Genomic DNA, 16,845 nt, shown 5'->3' on the forward strand with positions numbered 1-16,845 from the left:
GTTTTCGCAAACGGGCTTTTTTTCATGGGCAGGGCGCTTACGTCATCAACCAGCCGCCCGCCACATCCAGCACCTGGCCGGTGACGAACCTTGCCTGATCGGACGCGAAGAACAGGCAGGCATCGGCCACTTCTTCAGGTGTGCCCAGCCGGCGCAACGCGGTCACGCGCGTGACGGCGTCGTTGATTTCCTGGGGCACGCTTTTCAGCAGCGGCGTGCTGATGCGCCCCGGCGCGAGCCCGTTCACCGTGACATCGAACTCGCCCAGCTCGGCCGCCCAGTGGCGTGTCAGGCCGATCAGCCCGGCCTTGGTCGCCGCGTAATGCGCGGCGACGATGTCGCAATACGCCTTGCCGGCCACGGACGACATATTGATCACGCGCCCCTGGCGCTGCTTGACCATGTGCGGCGTGGCCAGATGCGTCATGTAGAACACGCTGTTCAGGTTCACCGCGACCACGTTGTTCCATTCGCCGGGCGGCATCTCCCAGACTTTCAGCGCGCGCCCCTCGGTCTTGGGCGAGATGCCGACGTTGTTGACCAGAATGGTGGCCGCGCCCAGCGTTGACGTAATGCGCTCGTACGCGGCCTGGCATTGGTCAAAGTGCGCCACGTCAGCCGGCACGAAGACGGCGTCGTGGCCGTGTTGGCGCAATGTCTTTTCGTACGCTTGTCCGCCTTGCGCGTTGAAATCGATCAGGCCCACGCGGCCGCCTTCGGCCAGAAAGCCCTCGACAATCGCCGACCCGATGCCGCCCACGGCGCCGGTCACGATAGCGACCTGATCCTGAAAGCGTCCGCTCATGCCCGCACCTTCAACATGATCTTGCCGATGTGCTTGCTGCTTTCCATCAAGGCGTGCGCGCGCGCGGCCTCGGCCAGCGGGAACACTTCGTGAATCAGCGGCAGGCACTGGCCTTGCTCCATCAGCGGCACGACTTTTTCCGCCAGTGATTGCGCGATGGCGCCTTTGTCGTCGTCCGATCTGGGGCGCAGGGTCGAGCCCGTGAATTGCAGCCGCTTGGTCATGATGGGCAGCGCATCGATCTCGGCTTTGCTGCCTTCCAGGAACGCAATCTGCACCAGCCGGCCGTTGAGGGCCAGCGACCGGATGTTCTTGTTGATGTAGGCGCCGCCCACCATGTCCAGAATGACGTCAACGCCCGCGCCATTGGTGGCTTGGCGGATTTCCGCTTCGAAGTCCGCATCGCGGTAAAGCAGCGCGTGGTGCGCGCCCGCTTTCAGGCAGGCCTCGGCCTTGGCAGGATTGCCCACCGTCGTCCAGATTTCGGCGCCGAAGGCGCGCGCCAGTTGAATGGCCGTCAGCCCGATACCGCTGGAGCCGCCGTGCACCAGGAATTTTTCGCCGGCCGACAAGCGGGCGCGGTCGAACACGTTGGTCCAGACGGTGAAGTAGTTTTCGGGGATGGCGGCGGCGGACAGCAAGTCCATGCCGCGCGGCACCGGCAGGCAATGGCGTTCGTCGGCCAGGCAGTACTGCGCGTAACCGCCGCCCGGCGTCAGCGCGCAGACGGCGTCGCCTACTTTCCAGGCGGTCACGCCGGGGCCCACGGCGACCACGGTGCCGGACACTTCCAGCCCCAGATACGGCGATGCGCCCGGGGGAGGCGGGTACGAGCCCGAGCGTTGCAGCACGTCGGGGCGGTTGACCCCGGCATAAGCCACCTCGATCAGTACCTGGCGGCCGGTGGGCGCGTCCATATCGCGTTCGGCGATGTGCATGCAGTCGGGCGCGCCGCCCTTGCCGTGGTCGATGAATGTGCAGCGTAAGGACATAAGGGAATCCTGATCATCAATGGCCCAGATAGGCCTTCTTTACGTGGGGGTCGCTAAGCAGCTCGGCGCCGGTGCCGGTGCGCACGATGGCGCCGTTCTCCAGCACATAGCCGCGGTCGGCCAGCCGCAAGGTGCGAAACACGTTCTGCTCCACCAGCAGCACCGTCACGCCATGGGACGTGACGTTGCGGATGATGTCGAACATCTGCTGCACCAATAGCGGCGACAGGCCCAGCGAAGGTTCATCGAACACCAGCAGCTTGGGGTCGGCCATCATGCCGCGTGCAATGGCCACCATTTGCTGTTCACCGCCTGACAACGAGCCGGCGTATTGCGACAGGCGTTCCTTTACGCGCGGAAAAATGCGCAGCACTTCGTCCAGCTTGCGCTGCACGATCGGCCGCGCCGCGCGCTTGTAAGACCCCATCAACAGGTTGTCGCGCACCGTGAAGTGCGGGAACAACTGGCGGCCTTCGGGAATCATGGTGATCCCGGCGTCCACGATGTCGTAGGGGTTGCGGTTGGTGAGGTCATGGCCTTCGAACTCGACCTTGCCCTGCATGGCGGGAATCACGCCGCACAGCGTCTTCAGCGTCGTGGTCTTGCCCGCACCGTTGGCGCCGATCAGCGTCACGATTTCGCCCGCGTTGACCTCGAAATTCAGGCCGTTGAGCACCTGGCTCTTGCCATAGCCCGACGACAGATTCGACACCTTAAGCATCCTGGTACTCCTTGCCCAAATAGGCCTCGATGACGGCGGGGTTCTCGACCACGTCCTTCGGCGCGCCGCTGACCAGCACGGCGCCTTCGTTCAGGACGATGATGCGGTCAGACAGCGCCATCGTGGCCTGCATCATGTGTTCGATCAGCAGCACCGACACGCCCGAATCGCGGATGCGGCGGATCATCTGGATCGACTTTTCAATGTCGGTAGGGTTCAGCCCCGCCATCACCTCGTCCAGCAGCAGGATGCGCGGCTTGATGGCCAGCGCGCGGGCAATCTCCAGACGCTTCATGCCGCCGACGGTCAGGCTGCGCGCCTCGGTGTTCAGATACTTGAGCAGGTCCGTCTGCTCGGCCACCTTCAGCGCAATCTGCTCGGCTTCGTCACGGCTGGATGTGCGGATGAACGCGCCCAGCATGATGTTCTCAAGCACCGTCAGGCCCGTGAACGGCTTGGCGATCTGGAACGTGCGGCCCAGCCCCTTGTGCGCGAACTCGTCGGGCGTCTTGCACGTGACCCAATTGCCGTCCGCATCCCGCATCGAAATGCCGCCCTTGTCAGGCGACAAAAAGCCAGACAGCAGATTGAACACCGTGGTCTTGCCCGCGCCGTTCGGCCCGATCATGCCCAGGATTTCGTTCTGGTTCAGCGTCAGCGACACGTCGTTGGTGGCGCGCAGGCCGCCAAAGCTCTTGAACAGCTTGTCGGCCTTCAGCACGGGCTGCTCAGATCGCGTGGCGTTATGCATGCGCAGCTCGTCCGCCAGGTGCAGCTTCTTCTTGGGCGTGCCAAGGTAAGGCAGACGCGCCAGCATGCGTTCGATAGCCGGGCCGAACGCGCCGGCCAGACCGCGCGGAATGGTCAGCACCACGGCCACCAGAATCAGGCCGTAGATCAGCCCGTGCATGCCGTTGCCCACGCTGGACAGCCAGCCGCGCGCAAGCTCGGCAATGGGCAGCACCAGGAAGGTGCCGGCGATGGGGCCGGCCACGGTGCCCAGGCCGCCAATCAACGCGAACATGGCGACTTGAATCGACAGCTCCAGCGAGAACGCAGAGCTCGGGTCCACGAACGTCAGGTAGGTGATGTGGAACGTGCCGATGATGCTGGTCAGCATGGCCGACACGACGGCCGCGATGATCTTCACGCGCACCGTGGGAATGCCCACGGCAAGCGCTGCGTCTTCGCGTTCGCGAATGGCGATCAGGTAGTGGCCGATACGCGATTTGCGGATGTACCAGGACACCCACGTCACGAACAGGAACAGCCCGAACGCGATGATCACGTAGTTAATCTTTTCGCGGAACACGATCCACGCCCAGCCGATGTTCAGCGGCAGGCTGATGCCGCTTGAACCGCCCGTCCAGCTTTCTTCGTGGATGACCAGCAGCCGCACCACTTCAAGAATGGCGATGGTGGCCAGCGCGAAGAACGGGCCGCGCAGCCGCAGCGTGGGGTAGCTGATCAGGATGGCGACGGCGGCCGAAATCGCCGCGCCCGCCAACATGCCGAACCACGGCGAAATGCCGAAGTTCTGCGTGAGCAGCGTCGCGGTATAGCCGCCGATGCCGTAGAACACGGCATGGCCCAGCGACAGCTGTCCCGCGTAGCCACCCACGATGTTCCACGCCACCGACAGCGACGAGAACACGAACAGCAGAACGAAAAGATTGGTCCAGAAAGGCGTGCCCATGACGGCGGGCACGATGAACATCACGATCAGCAGAATCAGGCTGACGTAGGCTTTGGGGCTTCTAAAGTCGGGAAACACGTCTCGCTCCTTGTGGCGTTGATCACTCGGTGCCGACGCCGAACAAACCGTTCGGACGCAGGACAAGGATCAAGAGGAAGATCCCGAAATACACGACCTCTTTCAGGTCGGGGGCGATGTAATAACCGGCCAGCGTATCGACGATGCCGATGATCATGGAACCGGCGACGGCGCCGTACAAACTGCCCAGGCCGCCCAGCACCACGATCACAAAGGCGGTCAGCACGAAGTACGTGCCAACGGTCGGGAACACCGGGTACTGCGGCGCTAGCAGGCCGGCGGCGATGCCGACGAATGCGGTGCCCAGGCCGAAGGCGATGGCGTAGACGTTGTTCACGTTCACGCCCATCAGCGTGGCGGCATAGCGGTGTTGAGCCACGGCGCGCAGCGCGCGTCCCAGGTAGGTGCGATGCATGAACAGATGCAGCAGCACGGCCAGGCTGATGCCGACCACAAAGGTGATCAACTGGCCCGTCACCATCGAGTAGTTACCGACGTCGATGGCGTTGGTACCCAGCTCCACGGGTGCGCGATACACGTTGGCGCCGAAGATCACCAGCGCCAGATTGAGCAGGATGGTCGACACGCCCACTGTCGCGAAAATCTGTATGTGCTGGTCGGCGTTGAGCAGCGGCTGGATGATGCCCTTCTGCGTCAGCGCACCCAGCGCGAACAGAATGACGGCCACCGGAACCAGTCCCACATAAGGATGTACGCCGAATTGCGCTGCGATCAGATAAACCAGGTACATACCGATCATCAGGAACTCGCCATGCGCAAAGTTCACGACGCGCACGACGCCGAAGATCAGTGTCAGCCCCAGGCTGATGATGGTGTACGCGCCACCCAGCAACAGGCCATTGATGACCAGTTGAATGAAGATATCCATGGTGCAACCTCTTAGAGCGGGATGCCGCCCCGGCGCGGCCGCTTGGATAGCGGCCGCGCCGGGGCGCGCATAACCCGGGAATCGTCAGGCGCCCCCGAGCGCCTGATCACTGGCGTCGCGCTTATTTCTTGAAGACAGGCTTGCCAAGTGCGAGGTTGCTGGGCGCGATGGTGACGAGCTTGCCGTCTTGCCATTGCATGACGTAGAACGTGGAGGCGTTGTTCTGCCCGTCTTCGCCAAAGTCGAAAGCCCAGCCGTTGGCCGTCTGGCCGGCGGGCTTCTTGTAGGCCATGACCGCGGCGCGGATCTTGTCCTTGTCGGTGGATTTGGCGTTGCCGATGGCTTCGAAGAAGGCCTTGGCGCCGACGTAGTTGGTCAGGCTGTGGCCGGATTGCGGATCGCTCTTGTAGGTGGCCTTGTAGGCTTCCAGGAACTTGTCCAGGCCCGGCGCGCCGGCCGGGTTGATGGACGACTGCGGGAAGTCCAGATCGAACACGCCATTCATGTCGGCGCCCACCGCCTTGGCGGTATCCGCCAGCGAGTAGCCGCCGCCGGCGCCAATCACGACCTTGGGCTTGAAGCCCGCGGCGCGCGCCTGGCTGAAGAACAGGATGGCGTCGTTCTGGTAGGCCGTTTGCAACACCACATCCACCTTGGCGCCCTTCAAACGCAGGATGAGTGACGACAGGTCAACCGTTTTGGCCGAATAGGGCAGCACTTCGGCAACCGTGTAGCCAAGTTCCTGCGCGCGCTTCTTTTCGGTCGCCGCCACGTCGGTGCCATAAGGGCCGTCTTCGTGGATGATGCCGATCTTGATGTCCTTGGGGTTCAGCCCCATGCCCGGGGCAATGGTGTCGTGCAGGGCATTGACCACCGACACGCCATACAGCGCCGTGTTGGGGTTGCTGCGGAACAGGTACTTGTAGCCGCGCGTCGTGATCTTGTGGGCGGTGGCGCCCAGTTCGAAGTACGGCACGCCGGCCAGTTCCGTCACAGGCGAAGCCGCGTACGAGATGCCCGATGCGTAGCTGCCGAACACGCCCACCACATTGGCCGAAATCAGGCGCTTGGTTTCCGACACGGCTTGCGTCGGGTCCACCGCGTCCGCCTTGACGATTTCGATCTTCTCTCCGTTGACGCCACCCGCGGCGTTGATCTCGTTGACGGCCAGCTCCAGGCCGCGATAGCTCTCTTGTCCCAGGAGCGCAAGCGCGCCGCTGAACGGGAAGAGGGCGCCCACTTTCATGTCGGCCGCTGCGGTGCCGCTTGCCAGTGCGCCGCACACGCCCAGCGCCACAATAATCTTGTTGAACTTGAACACTGTCTTCGCTCCTTTGTCGGTTTGGGATGCGGACTGTTTTTTGTGTTGTCCGTCTTTTTTAAATATATGATATATGCGCCGGTCAGGTACAAAAACCCCGAAGTGGATTCTAGTGTCGGCGGCTTCAGGCCGAATCGGGGAATTCCCTAAAGCCGCGTGAATAAAGCCTTAGCGGCCGATTTGATGGGAAATGAACCGCAATATTCCGCCAGGCGGACGGCACCTTTAGGACGAGCCGCGTGGTGGAATTCTTACAAGAAAAAATTGGGTTTTATCATATATCGTATATGATCAAACGCGCGATTTTCCATAAAACCCAGGAGACAACAGCATGTTCGAGGAAGTCGATTTCGCCGGAAAACGGGTCCTGATCACCGCCGGTGCGGATGGTCTGGGCCTGGAGATGGCCAAGGTGTTTCATCACGCAGGGGCCACGGTTTTCGTGTGCGACGTGAATCAGGCCCGGCTGGCCGAGCTGCCTGCTGAACTGCCCGGCGTGCATACCGCCGTGGCGGACGTGTCCGACGAAGACAGCGTGGGCGCGCTGTTTGCTGCGGTCAAGCAGAAACTGGGCGGGCTGGACATCCTGATCAACAACGCGGGCGTAGCGGGGCCTACGGGCTATGTCGAGTCCCTGTCCAAGGCCGACTGGGACCGCACGCTGGCCGTCAACATCACGGGCCAGTTCCTGTGCGCCCGCCAGGCCATTCCCATGCTGAAGGAATCGAAGGCGGGCGTGATGATCAACCTGTCTTCCGCCGCCGGTCATCTGGGCTTTGCCGGACGCTCGGTGTATTCGGCGTCCAAGTGGGCGGTGATTGGGTTCACGAAGTCGCTGGCGATCGAGCTTGGCGCCCACGGCATTCGCGTGAACGCCATCCTGCCGGGTGCGGTTGAAGGCCCGCGCATCCGCGCCGTTATCGCCGCCAAGGCCGACACGCTGGGCCGTCCGGTGGATGAGATCGCCGCGCAGTACGAGAACCAGGCCGTGCTGGGCCGCATGGTGACCGCGCGCGATATCGCCAACATGGTGCTGTTCAACGCCAGCGAGGCCGCCCGCAGCGTCACGGGCCAGGCCATCGTGGTGGACGGCTTCACGCAGAAGCTTTACTGATGGCCGCCACGAACGCGGTGCGCTGCGCCGCCATCATCGGCACGGGCCTGATCGGCCAGGGATGGGCCATCGTCTTCGCGCGCATGGGTTGGTCGGTGCGTCTGTTCGATGTCAACGCAGCCATGCTGGCCGAGGCGCGCGCGCTGATTCTGCAACAGCTGCGCGAGCTGGAATCGCAAGGCCTGGTCACGGGCGCCGACGCCATTATTGAACGGGTCCATGTCGCCACAAGCCTGGCCGACGCGGTCAAGGGCGCCCGATACATCCAAGAGAATTCGCCAGAAAAGTTGGACGTGAAGCGCGCCTTGTTCTCGGAACTGGACGCCGTGGCCGAGCCGGACGCGATCATCGGCAGCTCGACATCCAGCATTCCCGCCAGCCAATTCACCGAGCACCTGGCCGGGCGGCATCGCTGCCTGGTCGCGCATCCGGTGAACCCGCCGTATCTGATTCCGGTGGTGGAGCTTTGCCCCGCACCGTGGACGGATGCGGCGGCGCTTGAGGGCGCAAGCCAGGTCATGACCGACATCGGTCAGAAGCCGGTTCGCGTGCGCCGCGAAATCGAAGGCTTCATCTTGAACCGCCTGCAAGGCGCGTTGCTGCACGAAGCCTTCCGGCTGGCCAAGGAAGGCATCGCCAGCGCTGAAGACATCGACACCACGGTGAAAGACGGCCTGGGCTTACGCTGGTCGTTCATGGGGCCGTTTGAAACCATCGACTTGAACGCGCCCGGCGGTATCGCCGATTACTGCGCGCGTTACGGTGGCCTATACCAGTCGATTGGCGCGGACCAACGCGAATGCGTCGCGTGGGAAGGCGCGCTGGTGGATGCCTTGGAACAAGAACGCCGCAGCCTGCTGCCGCAGGAAGACCTGGGCAAGCGCCGCTTCTGGCGCGATGAAAAACTGATGCGCTTGATGCGCCACAAACAAGAGGACGGAGACCATCATGGCTAAGCCGAAACAGAAAGTCGTCATCACCTGCGCCGTGACGGGCGCCATCCACACGCCCAGCATGTCGCCGCATCTGCCGGTCACGGCTGATGAGATCGCGGAAGCCGCCATCGGCGCGGCCAAGGCGGGCGCGGCGGTGCTGCACCTGCATGCGCGCGATCCGGAAACGGGCAAGCCGTCGCAAGACCCGGCGCTGTTCAAGCCTTTCCTGGAACGCATCAAGAACGAAACCGACGCCATCATCAACATCACCACCGGCGGCAGCCCGCACATGACGGTGGAAGAACGCATGCGTCCGGCCACGACGTTCAAGCCCGAGCTGGCGTCGCTGAACATGGGGTCGATGAACTTCGGCCTGTTCCCGATGCTGGACCGCTTTCAGAATTTCAAGCACGACTGGGAACGTGAGCATCTGGAGAACAGCCGCTCGCTGATCTTTCGCAATACCTATCAGGACATCGAATCCATTCTGACCCTGGGCAACGCCAACGGCACGCGCTTTGAGTTCGAGTGCTACGACATCAGCCACCTGTACAACCTGGCCCACTTCGTGGACCGTGGGCTGGTGAAGTCGCCGCCGTTCATTCAGTCGGTGTTTGGCATTCTGGGCGGCATTGGCCCGCACCCCGAAGACCTGATGCACATGAAGCGCACGGCCGACCGCCTGTTCGGCAACGACTATGAATGGTCGATTCTGGGCGCCGGCCGCAACCAGATGCCGCTAGCCACGATTGGCGCGGCCATGGGATCGAACGTGCGCGTAGGGTTGGAAGATTCGTTGTGGATCGGGCCGGGCCAGTTGGCGGAATCCAACCGCTCGCAGGTGGAACGCATCCGCACCATTGTGGAAGCGCTGAACCTGGAAGTGGCGACGCCTGACGAGGCGCGCGCCAAGCTCGGCCTGAAGGGCCGGGACCACGTGGCGTTCTGATCGGAAGACGGCGGGCCGGCGCGTGGGCGCCGGCTGCCGGGGGATTTCAAGTGTGGCGGCGCAGCGCCTCGGTCAGCGTGGCGACGTCCAGCACGCGATCGAAGTTGGCGGCATGGCGGGCGTTCAACGTAAGTTCGGCCGCCAGCGTCAGGTCGGCGTCGCTGGGCATGTCGGCCGCGCCCAGTTCACGCAGCGTAGTGGGCAGACCGACTTGGGCGTACCACTGCGTCAGGTCGGCCAGCATGCCGTCGTTGCGTTGCTCCAGGTCAAGCTGCACCAGCAAGCCAACCGCAACTTGCAAGCCGTGCAGCGCCGTTCCCACGCCGCCGATCTTGGGCAACCCGCGCGTCAGGGCATGCGCAATGGACAGGCCGCCGCTTTCAAAACCGAGACCGCTCATGAGGATCATCGCTTCCACCACGCGTTCGAATGCGGGCGTGGGTTCGCCGGTGCCGGCCGCGGCCACGGCGTCCACGCCATCGGCCAGCAGCGTGCGCAGGCAGCCGTCGGCAATCAGCTGCGCCGACAGCAGGGGCGCGCCGTCATACATGTTCTTGCCGCCGTTGCGCTGGCATTGCTCGGCTTCGAATTTTTTCGATATTGCGTCACCCAGGCCGGCTCGGAAGAAGTGCACGGGCGCGGTCGCGATGATGGCGGTGTCCACCAGCACGATGGTGGGGTTGAACAGCATGTGTTCCACCGCCAGGAGATTGTGATGGGCGTCGTACAGCACGTAGTTCTTGCTGGTGGGCGCGTCGTTGGAGGCCACCGTCGGCACCGTGATCAGGTGGCAATGCGACGACTTCGCCACCGCCTTGCCCGCGTCCAGCGACTTGCCGCCGCCCACCGCAATCACCATGTCGATGCCGGCGGGCGCGGCCTGCGCGCGCAGCTCGGCAATCAATTCGGGCGTCAGGTCGCCATCTACGATCAGGGGCGTCAGCGCCACGTTGTGATCGGCGCACAGGCTTTCGATTCTGGACCCCAGCACGCCATGCACGTAGCGGTCGATGACCAGGGCGGCGCGTTGTCCGAACAGCGCGGCGTACTGGCCCAGGGAGTCCAGGGCGCCCGCCCCCTGTATGTAGCGGCAGGGAGCGCCAAAAATCTTCAGCATGAAGTCTTCCTATTTGCGTGGCACGGGAGGGCGGTAGTCGAGCTCTTTTTCGCGTTCGACCAACCAGTCGATCATGATCTTGCCGCCCCAGACCAGATCGGCCTGGATGGCGCTGCGCGCGGCTTCGGAATCGCGCGCTTCCAATGCTTCAAGCACGGCTTCGTGGCGGTGTTCGTTTTCGGAATAGTCCAGCCCGGCGGTCTTGATGTGGAACACCTTGAGGATGGGGCCGGTAATGACCCAGAACGATTCCACGGTGCTGCGCAAGATGGGTTTGTTGCTGGCTTCCAGAATGCCGAAGTGGAACTTGCGGTTCAGGTAGCTGGCGCGCTTGGGGTCCGTCGACGTGCAGGAAATGAAATCCTTTTGCAGCGCGATCAGGTTGTCCAGCTGCTTGCGCGTGATGTTCTGCGCGGCTTCGGCCGCGCCCATGCCTTCCAGATGGAACCGAATCTGCTGGATCTCGCGCAATTTTTCCGAATTGACGTAAGGCACATAGACGGCCGTGGCCGCCTGCATTTCCAAACCTTGTTCGCTGATGAGACGGAAGATGGCTTCGCGCACGGGCGTAATCGACACGCCCATTTCCTGAGCCAGTTCGCCAATGATCAGGCGTTCGCCGGGTTCGTACTGCCCGTTGATCAGGGCATTGCGGATTTCGTTGTAGACCCTGACGGAGAGGTTCTCTTTCTTGACCGGTTTGAGGCTGGGCATGACGTTTCGGAGCTTGCTGTATGAGGGGAACGGGTGAATCCGGGATGAATTCTAGCCCGCCATAGCCAATCCGAGCACAATGGGTATATTATATATCATATATCCTAACGAAGAAAGGACGCGCCATGCGCCACAACCAGGAGGCCCCCACCGAGGGGGAAGTCGGGATGCTGCGGGAAAAGGCCCGCTACATCCGGCTGGAGACAATCAGACTGATCGAAATCGCGAAGGTCGGGCATTACAGCTCGGTGTTCTCGTGCGCCGAAATTTTTGCGTCGCTGTACTACGACGTGATGCGCTTGCGCCCGGGCGAGCCGCAGTGGCCGGATCGCGACCGCTTCCTGATGGGCAAAGGGCACGCTGCGGTCGGCCTGTTCCCGGTGCTGGCCGATCACGGCTTCATCGGCCGCGACCTGCTTGACGGCTACACCCGCCTGGGCAGCCCGCTGGGCGACCACCCCGACATGAGCAAGGTGCCGGGCGTGGACTTCAGCTCGGGCTCGATCGGGCATGCGCTGTCCAACGGCGTCGGCATGGCGGTGGGCGGGCGCATGAGCCAGCGCGACTTCAATGTCTTCGTCATGCTGGGCGACGGCGAGATGCAGGAAGGGCAGGTTTGGGAAGCGGCGCTCTTTGCCGCGCACAACCGGCTGTCGCGCCTGATCGCCATCATCGACCGCAACGGCTACCAGCTGGACGGCAAGGTGGATGACGTGATGGGCGTGGAATCGCTAAAGGAAAAGTGGCAGGCCTTCGGCTGGGACGTGCATGAAGTGGACGGCCATGATCTGCACGCGCTGACCGCCTTGCTGCGCCGCCTGCGCGCGGACGACACGCGCGACAAGCCCGCCTGCGTCATCGCCAAGACCATCAAGGGCAAAGGCGTTTCCTATATGGAAACCGAGCCGGGCTGGCACTTGGGCTATCTGGCGCCGCAAGATGCGCAGAGCGCCGTCGACGAAATTCTTTCCCGCGAGATCTGAATGGCACAGGCACAAGTTCTCTCTCCCGACTCCTGGCAGTACCGCGCCCTGAATGCGGTGAACCCCGGGCTGTCCTATCTTTCCGATGCGTTGATCGAATTGGCGCAAGCCGGGCACCCGGTTGTGGCGGGTTCGGCCGACCTGCAATATTCCAATGGCCTGAACCGTTTCGCGCAGGCCTATCCCGACCGCTACATCCAGTTCGGCATCTCGGAGCAGAACATGGTGTCGGCGGCGGCCGGCCTGGCCACCACCGGCATGATGCCGTTCGTCGCCACCTTTGCGTCCTTCCTGGGCCTGTTGTGCTGCGAGCAGATCCGCATGGACGTGGCTTACACCAAGCTGCCGGTGCGGCTCATTGGCCACCACACCGGCATCAGCCTGGGGTTTTACGGCACGTCGCACCACGCCACCGAAGACATCTCGACGATGCGCGCGCTGGCGGGCCTGACGGTAGTGTCGCCCGCCGACGGCCCGCAACTGGCCTCGGCCATCAAGGCGTCCGTCAACTGGCCTGAACCGATCTACTTCCGCATCGGCCGCGGCCGCGACCCACAGGTGTACGAAGACGGCGCGCCCTTCGAATTTGGCCGCGCCATCGTGCATTCAAGCGGCAGCGACCTGAACATCATTGCCTGCGGCATCACCTTGCACGCCGCGCTGGCCGCCGCCGAGCAATTGCGAGAAGAAGGCTTGTCGGTCGGCGTCATCGACATGCCCACCATCAAGCCGCTGGACCGCGACGCCGTGCTGGCCGCCGCTGGCCAGTCCCGCCTGATGATGACGGTGGAAGAGCACAACGTGTTGGGCGGGCTGGGCTCGGCCGTGGCTGAAGTGTTGACGGATGCCGGCACCGGCACGCGTCTGCGCCGCCACGGCATCTATGACGAGTACAGCCTGATCGCGCCGCCCACCACCTTGTACGCCCACTACCAGCTTGACGCCGCCGGCATTAGCGACGTGGCGCGAGCCCTGATCAAATCCTGATACGACCACAACATCCCGGAGACCCCATGAAGGAAATCAGCGGAAACACCCGCCTGTTCGGCATCCTGGCCGATCCCATCCATCACGTGAAGACGCCGCAGCGCTTGAATGAGCTGTTCGACAAACTCGGCTTTGACGGCGTGTGCGTGCCGTTTCACGCGCGGCCCGACAACCTGGCCGACGTCGTCAACGGCCTGCGCCGGCTGGAAAATCTGGGCGGCGTCATCGTCACCATGCCGCACAAGACGGCCATCCTGGACCTTGTTGACGAGGTGACGCCCGTCGCGCAAAAAATCGGCGCGGCCAATGTGGTGCGCCGCGATGCCGATGGCCGGCTGACGGCGCACATGCTGGACGGCGAAGGCTTCGTGCGCGGCCTGTTGACCGCAGGCGTCACGGTGCAAGGCAAGCGCGCCTATCTGGCGGGTGCCGGCGGTGCGGCCAACGCCATCGGCTTTGCGCTCGTTCAGGCGGGCGTGTCGCACCTGACGATTGCCAACCGCACGCCGGCCAAGGCCGAAGACCTGAAGGCGCGCATTCTGTCGCTGCATCCCGATGCCGATATCTCGGTAGGCACGCCCGACCCGTCGGGCCATGACATCGTCGTCAACGGCACCTCGCTGGGCATGAAGGAAGGCGATGCGCTGCCGCTGGACACCGCGCGCCTGAGCCCGGATCAACTGGTGTGCGAAGTCATCATGCAGCCCAAGGACACCGCGCTGCTGCTGGCCGCGCAAGCCAAGGGCTGCAAGGTGCACTACGGCGCGCCGATGCTGGCCTGCCAGATCGAACTGATGGCCGAGATGCTGGGCGTAACGTCCGCCAAGTAGCCATGCAGCCCACATCAGGATTCGGTGAATAGCGATGGCGGATTACGACTTCATTATTGCGGGCGGCGGCACGGCGGGCTGCATTCTGGCCAACCGGCTCAGCGCCGATGGCAAGCATCGGGTGCTGATGCTGGAAGCCGGGCAAGAGGCGCGCAGCATGTGGATCGGCATCCCGGCGGGCTTTTCCAAGCTGCTGGTGAACCCCGACTACAACTGGCGCTTCGCCACCGAGCCGGAAGACAACGTGTACGGACGCACCATCGCCGTGCCGCGTGGCAAGGGCGTGGGCGGATCAACGCTGATCAACGGCATGATCTACGTGCGCGGCCAGCCTCAGGATTACGACGGCTGGGAAGCGGCGGGCGCGACCGGCTGGGGGCATGCGCAGGCCGAGCGCCTGTTCCGCAAGATCGAACATTACGATGCCGGCGGTGACACGCGCGGCAAGAACGGCCCCATGCATCTTGAGGAAGTGGCCGAGCGCTTTCCCGTATCCGACGCGTTTCTGCGCGCCGCGCAGGAAGACGGCCAGCCCTTTAACGCCGACTACAACAGCGGCAACCAGGAAGGCGTGGGCTATTACCAGGTGCTGCAACATCGTGGCCGCCGCTGGAGCGTGGTGGACGGCTACATGAAGCCCGCCGCCGGGCGCAAGAACCTGCGCGTCGAATGCGGCGCGCATGTGACGCGGCTGGTGTTCGAAGGCAAGCGCTGCGTGGGCGTCACGTACCGCCAGAACGGGCAGGAGCACACGGTGCGCGCGCGCCGCGAAACGGTGCTGTGCATGGGGGCCGTGCAATCGCCGCAGTTGCTTGAGCTGTCCGGCGTGGGCAACCCCGCGTTGCTGCAATCGTTCAACATTGCGCTGGTGCACGCGCAGCCGCAGGTGGGCGAGAACTACATCGACCACTTCGCCACGCGCATGAATTGGCGCGTGAAAAACACGGTGACCTTGAACGAGATGTCGCGCGGCTGGCGGCTGGCGCAACAGGTGGCGCGCTACTACACGCGTCACACCGGCATCCTGACGCTAGGCACCGGGCTCGTGCATGGCTTTGTCAAAAGCGCGCCGGGTCTGCCTACGCCAGACGTGCAATTTTTCTTTGTACACGCAAGCTATGCCAACGCCGCCGAGCGCATCCTGGACCGCCATCCGGGCATGACGATCGGGGTGGCGCAGTTGCGGCCGGAATCGGTGGGCTCCATCCACCTGAAGTCGGCGGACCCGTTGACCGGCCCGTCGATCCGCCCGAACTTCCTGTCGGCGCAGATCGACCGCGATAGTCTTGTGGGCGGCATGAAAGCCGCGCGCCGCATCGTGGGGCAGCCCGCGATGCAACGTTATGTTGAAGCCGAAGTCAGCCCGGGCGCAGCGGTTGAAAGCGACGAGCAATGGCTGGAGTTTGCCCGCCGTAACGGCCAGACCATCTATCACCCGATTGGCACCTGCCGCATGGGGTCGGACGCGGCTGCCGTCACGGACGTCAGGCTGCGTGTGAACGGCGTGACGGGCTTGCGCGTGGTGGACGCCTCGGTGATGCCGAAGATGGTGTCCGGCAACACGCAGGCCGCTGTCATGATGGTGGCCGAGCGGGGCGCGGAAATGATTCTGGAAGACGCTGCGGCGGCGTGACGGCCACAAAGCAAAGCGCGCACGCCTGTCAGGGCGTGCGCGCTTTTTTTTGCGCCGGTCAGCGAATCAAGAACCCCGCGCCCACAGGGTCGTTGCGGTCGATCACCCAGCGTGCCGTGCCCAGAATGCTGGCCGTGCCTTTCACCGTGGGACGCACGGCGCGCGTGCCGTTCAGGTCCACTTCGCCCAGCAGGCAGCCTTCGAACGTGCCGCTGCCCAACAGGCCTTCCGACTTGATCGGCTGGTTCAGGCCCATCTTTCCGCGCGCCTCGAACATGGCCATCATGGCGCTGGTGCCGGTGCCGCCAGGCGAGCGGTCCAACTGGCCGGCGCTGAACACGTGCACGTTCTTGTAGAACGCGCCTTCAATCGTCGGCTGGTGCCAGAACGTGATGAAGTTCAGGTTGTTGATGTGCGCCTCGGTCGGATGCTGGATGCGGTGGCGCGCGTTCAACTGATCTCGCACGATCAAGCCCATGCGCGACAGCTCGGTGCCGTTGTCCGGCGAGATCCGCAGATCGCAGCCCGACAAGTCGACGATGCCGAAGTAGTTGCCGCCCCAGACGATGTCGGCCGACAGCTTGCCATAGCCCGGCAGTTCTACCGGGATGTCTTGCGCCGCCACGTAAGCCGGCACGTTCTCAAAGCGCGTCCACAATACGTTGTCGCCTTCGGACGCCACTTCCGACACGACAAGCCCTGCCGTGGTTTCAAAGCGGATCTTCGTGATGCCGTCCTTGCCGCGGGCAACCAGGCCATTGGCCACCATCGCCATGCTGACCGCAATGGTGCCGTGGCCGCACATGTGTGAATACTCGGTGCCGTCGATGTAGATCAGGCCCGCGTCGAATTCAGGGCTGGACGGCGGCGTGAGGAACACGCCAAACATGTCTTTGTGGCCGCGCGGCTCGCGCATCAGCGCTTGTCGCAGCCAGTCGTAGTTCTGCTCCAGAAAGGCCCGTTTTTCCAGGATGGTGGACCCGGCGGGGTAGGGGATGCCGCTATGCACGATGCACAGGGGCTCGCCTTCGGTATGGGTATAGATGACATCGAACGCGTCTTGCTTGCGCATGACTGTGGC

At 63.5% G+C, this 16,845-nt stretch carries 16 protein-coding genes; 7 read left to right on the forward strand and 9 right to left on the reverse strand.

Annotation, left to right across the window (positions count from 1 at the left end):
* Positions 1-37: 37 nt before the first annotated feature.
* The 6 genes from ACFZAI_RS06955 to ACFZAI_RS06980 all read right to left on the reverse strand — a co-directional run bounded on the left by ACFZAI_RS06955 (position 38) and on the right by ACFZAI_RS06980 (position 6,502).
* Positions 38-805 (reverse strand): SDR family oxidoreductase, encoded by a 768-nt coding sequence (locus ACFZAI_RS06955; RefSeq protein ID WP_391566208.1) that lies wholly within the window; start codon positions 803-805, stop codon positions 38-40.
* Positions 802-1,797, reverse strand: coding sequence for an NAD(P)H-quinone oxidoreductase (locus tag ACFZAI_RS06960; protein WP_391566209.1), 996 nt, complete (start codon positions 1,795-1,797; stop codon positions 802-804). The genes ACFZAI_RS06955 and ACFZAI_RS06960 overlap by 4 nt, the downstream gene beginning before the upstream one ends.
* Positions 1,798-1,813: 16 nt before the next feature.
* On the reverse strand, positions 1,814-2,518 hold the full coding sequence (locus tag ACFZAI_RS06965) for an ABC transporter ATP-binding protein (protein WP_391566210.1): 705 nt from the start codon (positions 2,516-2,518) through the stop codon (positions 1,814-1,816).
* Positions 2,511-4,292 (reverse strand): ATP-binding cassette domain-containing protein, encoded by a 1,782-nt coding sequence (locus tag ACFZAI_RS06970; protein WP_391566211.1) that lies wholly within the window; start codon positions 4,290-4,292, stop codon positions 2,511-2,513. The genes ACFZAI_RS06965 and ACFZAI_RS06970 overlap by 8 nt, the downstream gene beginning before the upstream one ends.
* Before the next feature lie 22 nt (positions 4,293-4,314).
* Positions 4,315-5,181 (reverse strand): branched-chain amino acid ABC transporter permease, encoded by an 867-nt coding sequence (locus tag ACFZAI_RS06975; protein WP_006227849.1) that lies wholly within the window; start codon positions 5,179-5,181, stop codon positions 4,315-4,317.
* A 121-nt stretch (positions 5,182-5,302) separates the two neighbouring features.
* The gene (locus ACFZAI_RS06980) at positions 5,303-6,502 is read right to left on the reverse strand and encodes an ABC transporter substrate-binding protein (RefSeq protein WP_391566212.1); all 1,200 of its coding nucleotides are present in this window, start codon (positions 6,500-6,502) and stop codon (positions 5,303-5,305) included.
* A gap of 331 nt (positions 6,503-6,833) precedes the next feature.
* Between ACFZAI_RS06980 and ACFZAI_RS06985 the strand changes: the two genes are divergently transcribed.
* Genes ACFZAI_RS06985 through ACFZAI_RS06995 form a run of 3 tightly spaced genes read left to right on the forward strand, consistent with a single transcriptional unit; the run spans position 6,834 to position 9,500 of the window.
* Complete coding sequence (locus ACFZAI_RS06985) at positions 6,834-7,616, forward strand: SDR family oxidoreductase (RefSeq protein ID WP_391566213.1); 783 nt, start codon at positions 6,834-6,836, stop codon at positions 7,614-7,616.
* Complete coding sequence (locus tag ACFZAI_RS06990) at positions 7,616-8,572, forward strand: 3-hydroxyacyl-CoA dehydrogenase (protein WP_391566214.1); 957 nt, start codon at positions 7,616-7,618, stop codon at positions 8,570-8,572. The genes ACFZAI_RS06985 and ACFZAI_RS06990 overlap by 1 nt, the downstream gene beginning before the upstream one ends.
* Positions 8,565-9,500 carry a 3-keto-5-aminohexanoate cleavage protein gene (locus tag ACFZAI_RS06995; protein ID WP_391566215.1) on the forward strand — a complete coding sequence of 312 codons (936 nt, stop codon included), beginning with the start codon at positions 8,565-8,567 and terminating at the stop codon, positions 9,498-9,500. Before ACFZAI_RS06990 ends, ACFZAI_RS06995 begins: the two co-directional genes overlap by 8 nt.
* A gap of 46 nt (positions 9,501-9,546) precedes the next feature.
* On the opposite strand, the gene ACFZAI_RS07000 is transcribed toward ACFZAI_RS06995, so the two are convergent.
* Both ACFZAI_RS07000 and ACFZAI_RS07005 read right to left on the reverse strand, forming a co-directional pair.
* Complete coding sequence (locus tag ACFZAI_RS07000; protein ID WP_391566216.1) at positions 9,547-10,617, reverse strand: glycerol dehydrogenase; 1,071 nt, start codon at positions 10,615-10,617, stop codon at positions 9,547-9,549.
* 9 nt (positions 10,618-10,626) lie between these two features.
* Positions 10,627-11,331 (reverse strand): GntR family transcriptional regulator, encoded by a 705-nt coding sequence (locus tag ACFZAI_RS07005; RefSeq protein WP_054427898.1) that lies wholly within the window; start codon positions 11,329-11,331, stop codon positions 10,627-10,629.
* A 125-nt stretch (positions 11,332-11,456) separates the two neighbouring features.
* Between ACFZAI_RS07005 and ACFZAI_RS07010 the strand changes: the two genes are divergently transcribed.
* Genes ACFZAI_RS07010 through ACFZAI_RS07025 form a run of 4 tightly spaced genes read left to right on the forward strand, consistent with a single transcriptional unit; the run spans position 11,457 to position 15,764 of the window.
* On the forward strand, positions 11,457-12,314 hold the full coding sequence (locus tag ACFZAI_RS07010; protein WP_391566217.1) for a transketolase: 858 nt from the start codon (positions 11,457-11,459) through the stop codon (positions 12,312-12,314).
* Positions 12,315-13,301 carry a transketolase family protein gene (locus ACFZAI_RS07015; RefSeq protein ID WP_391566218.1) on the forward strand — a complete coding sequence of 329 codons (987 nt, stop codon included), beginning with the start codon at positions 12,315-12,317 and terminating at the stop codon, positions 13,299-13,301.
* Positions 13,302-13,327: 26 nt separating this feature from the next.
* A complete protein-coding gene (locus ACFZAI_RS07020; protein WP_391566219.1) occupies positions 13,328-14,131 on the forward strand; it encodes a shikimate dehydrogenase family protein in 804 nt (267 codons plus the stop codon).
* Positions 14,132-14,165: 34 nt separating this feature from the next.
* Entirely contained in the window at positions 14,166-15,764 is a 1,599-nt protein-coding gene (locus ACFZAI_RS07025; RefSeq protein WP_391566220.1) for a GMC family oxidoreductase, read from the forward strand.
* Between the two features lie 58 nt (positions 15,765-15,822).
* Here the strand turns inward: ACFZAI_RS07025 and ACFZAI_RS07030 are convergent, their stop codons facing one another.
* On the reverse strand, positions 15,823-16,836 hold the full coding sequence (locus ACFZAI_RS07030) for a proline racemase family protein (protein ID WP_006227860.1): 1,014 nt from the start codon (positions 16,834-16,836) through the stop codon (positions 15,823-15,825).
* Positions 16,837-16,845: the final 9 nt, after the last annotated feature.

The organism is Achromobacter sp. NPDC008082, assembly GCF_042957345.1.
Classification (GTDB): Bacteria; Pseudomonadota; Gammaproteobacteria; order Burkholderiales; family Burkholderiaceae_B; genus Achromobacter; species Achromobacter kerstersii_A.

What these genes read in the sequence shown, in the direction of transcription:
- ACFZAI_RS06965 (WP_391566210.1), bottom strand. Translation starts at nt 2,518, where the DNA reads ATGCTTAAGGTGTCGAATCTGTCGTCGGGCTATGGCAAGAGCCAGGTG.
- ACFZAI_RS07005 (WP_054427898.1), bottom strand. Translation starts at nt 11,331, where the DNA reads ATGCCCAGCCTCAAACCGGTCAAGAAAGAGAACCTCTCCGTCAGGGTC.
- ACFZAI_RS07015 (WP_391566218.1), top strand. Translation starts at nt 12,315, where the DNA reads ATGGCACAGGCACAAGTTCTCTCTCCCGACTCCTGGCAGTACCGCGCC.
- ACFZAI_RS06955 (WP_391566208.1), bottom strand. Translation starts at nt 805, where the DNA reads ATGAGCGGACGCTTTCAGGATCAGGTCGCTATCGTGACCGGCGCCGTG.
- ACFZAI_RS07030 (WP_006227860.1), bottom strand. Translation starts at nt 16,836, where the DNA reads ATGCGCAAGCAAGACGCGTTCGATGTCATCTATACCCATACCGAAGGC.
- ACFZAI_RS06960 (WP_391566209.1), bottom strand. Translation starts at nt 1,797, where the DNA reads ATGTCCTTACGCTGCACATTCATCGACCACGGCAAGGGCGGCGCGCCC.
- ACFZAI_RS07000 (WP_391566216.1), bottom strand. Translation starts at nt 10,617, where the DNA reads ATGCTGAAGATTTTTGGCGCTCCCTGCCGCTACATACAGGGGGCGGGC.
- ACFZAI_RS06985 (WP_391566213.1), top strand. Translation starts at nt 6,834, where the DNA reads ATGTTCGAGGAAGTCGATTTCGCCGGAAAACGGGTCCTGATCACCGCC.
- ACFZAI_RS06990 (WP_391566214.1), top strand. Translation starts at nt 7,616, where the DNA reads ATGGCCGCCACGAACGCGGTGCGCTGCGCCGCCATCATCGGCACGGGC.
- ACFZAI_RS06995 (WP_391566215.1), top strand. Translation starts at nt 8,565, where the DNA reads ATGGCTAAGCCGAAACAGAAAGTCGTCATCACCTGCGCCGTGACGGGC.
- ACFZAI_RS07010 (WP_391566217.1), top strand. Translation starts at nt 11,457, where the DNA reads ATGCGCCACAACCAGGAGGCCCCCACCGAGGGGGAAGTCGGGATGCTG.
- ACFZAI_RS07025 (WP_391566220.1), top strand. Translation starts at nt 14,166, where the DNA reads ATGGCGGATTACGACTTCATTATTGCGGGCGGCGGCACGGCGGGCTGC.
- ACFZAI_RS06975 (WP_006227849.1), bottom strand. Translation starts at nt 5,181, where the DNA reads ATGGATATCTTCATTCAACTGGTCATCAATGGCCTGTTGCTGGGTGGC.
- ACFZAI_RS07020 (WP_391566219.1), top strand. Translation starts at nt 13,328, where the DNA reads ATGAAGGAAATCAGCGGAAACACCCGCCTGTTCGGCATCCTGGCCGAT.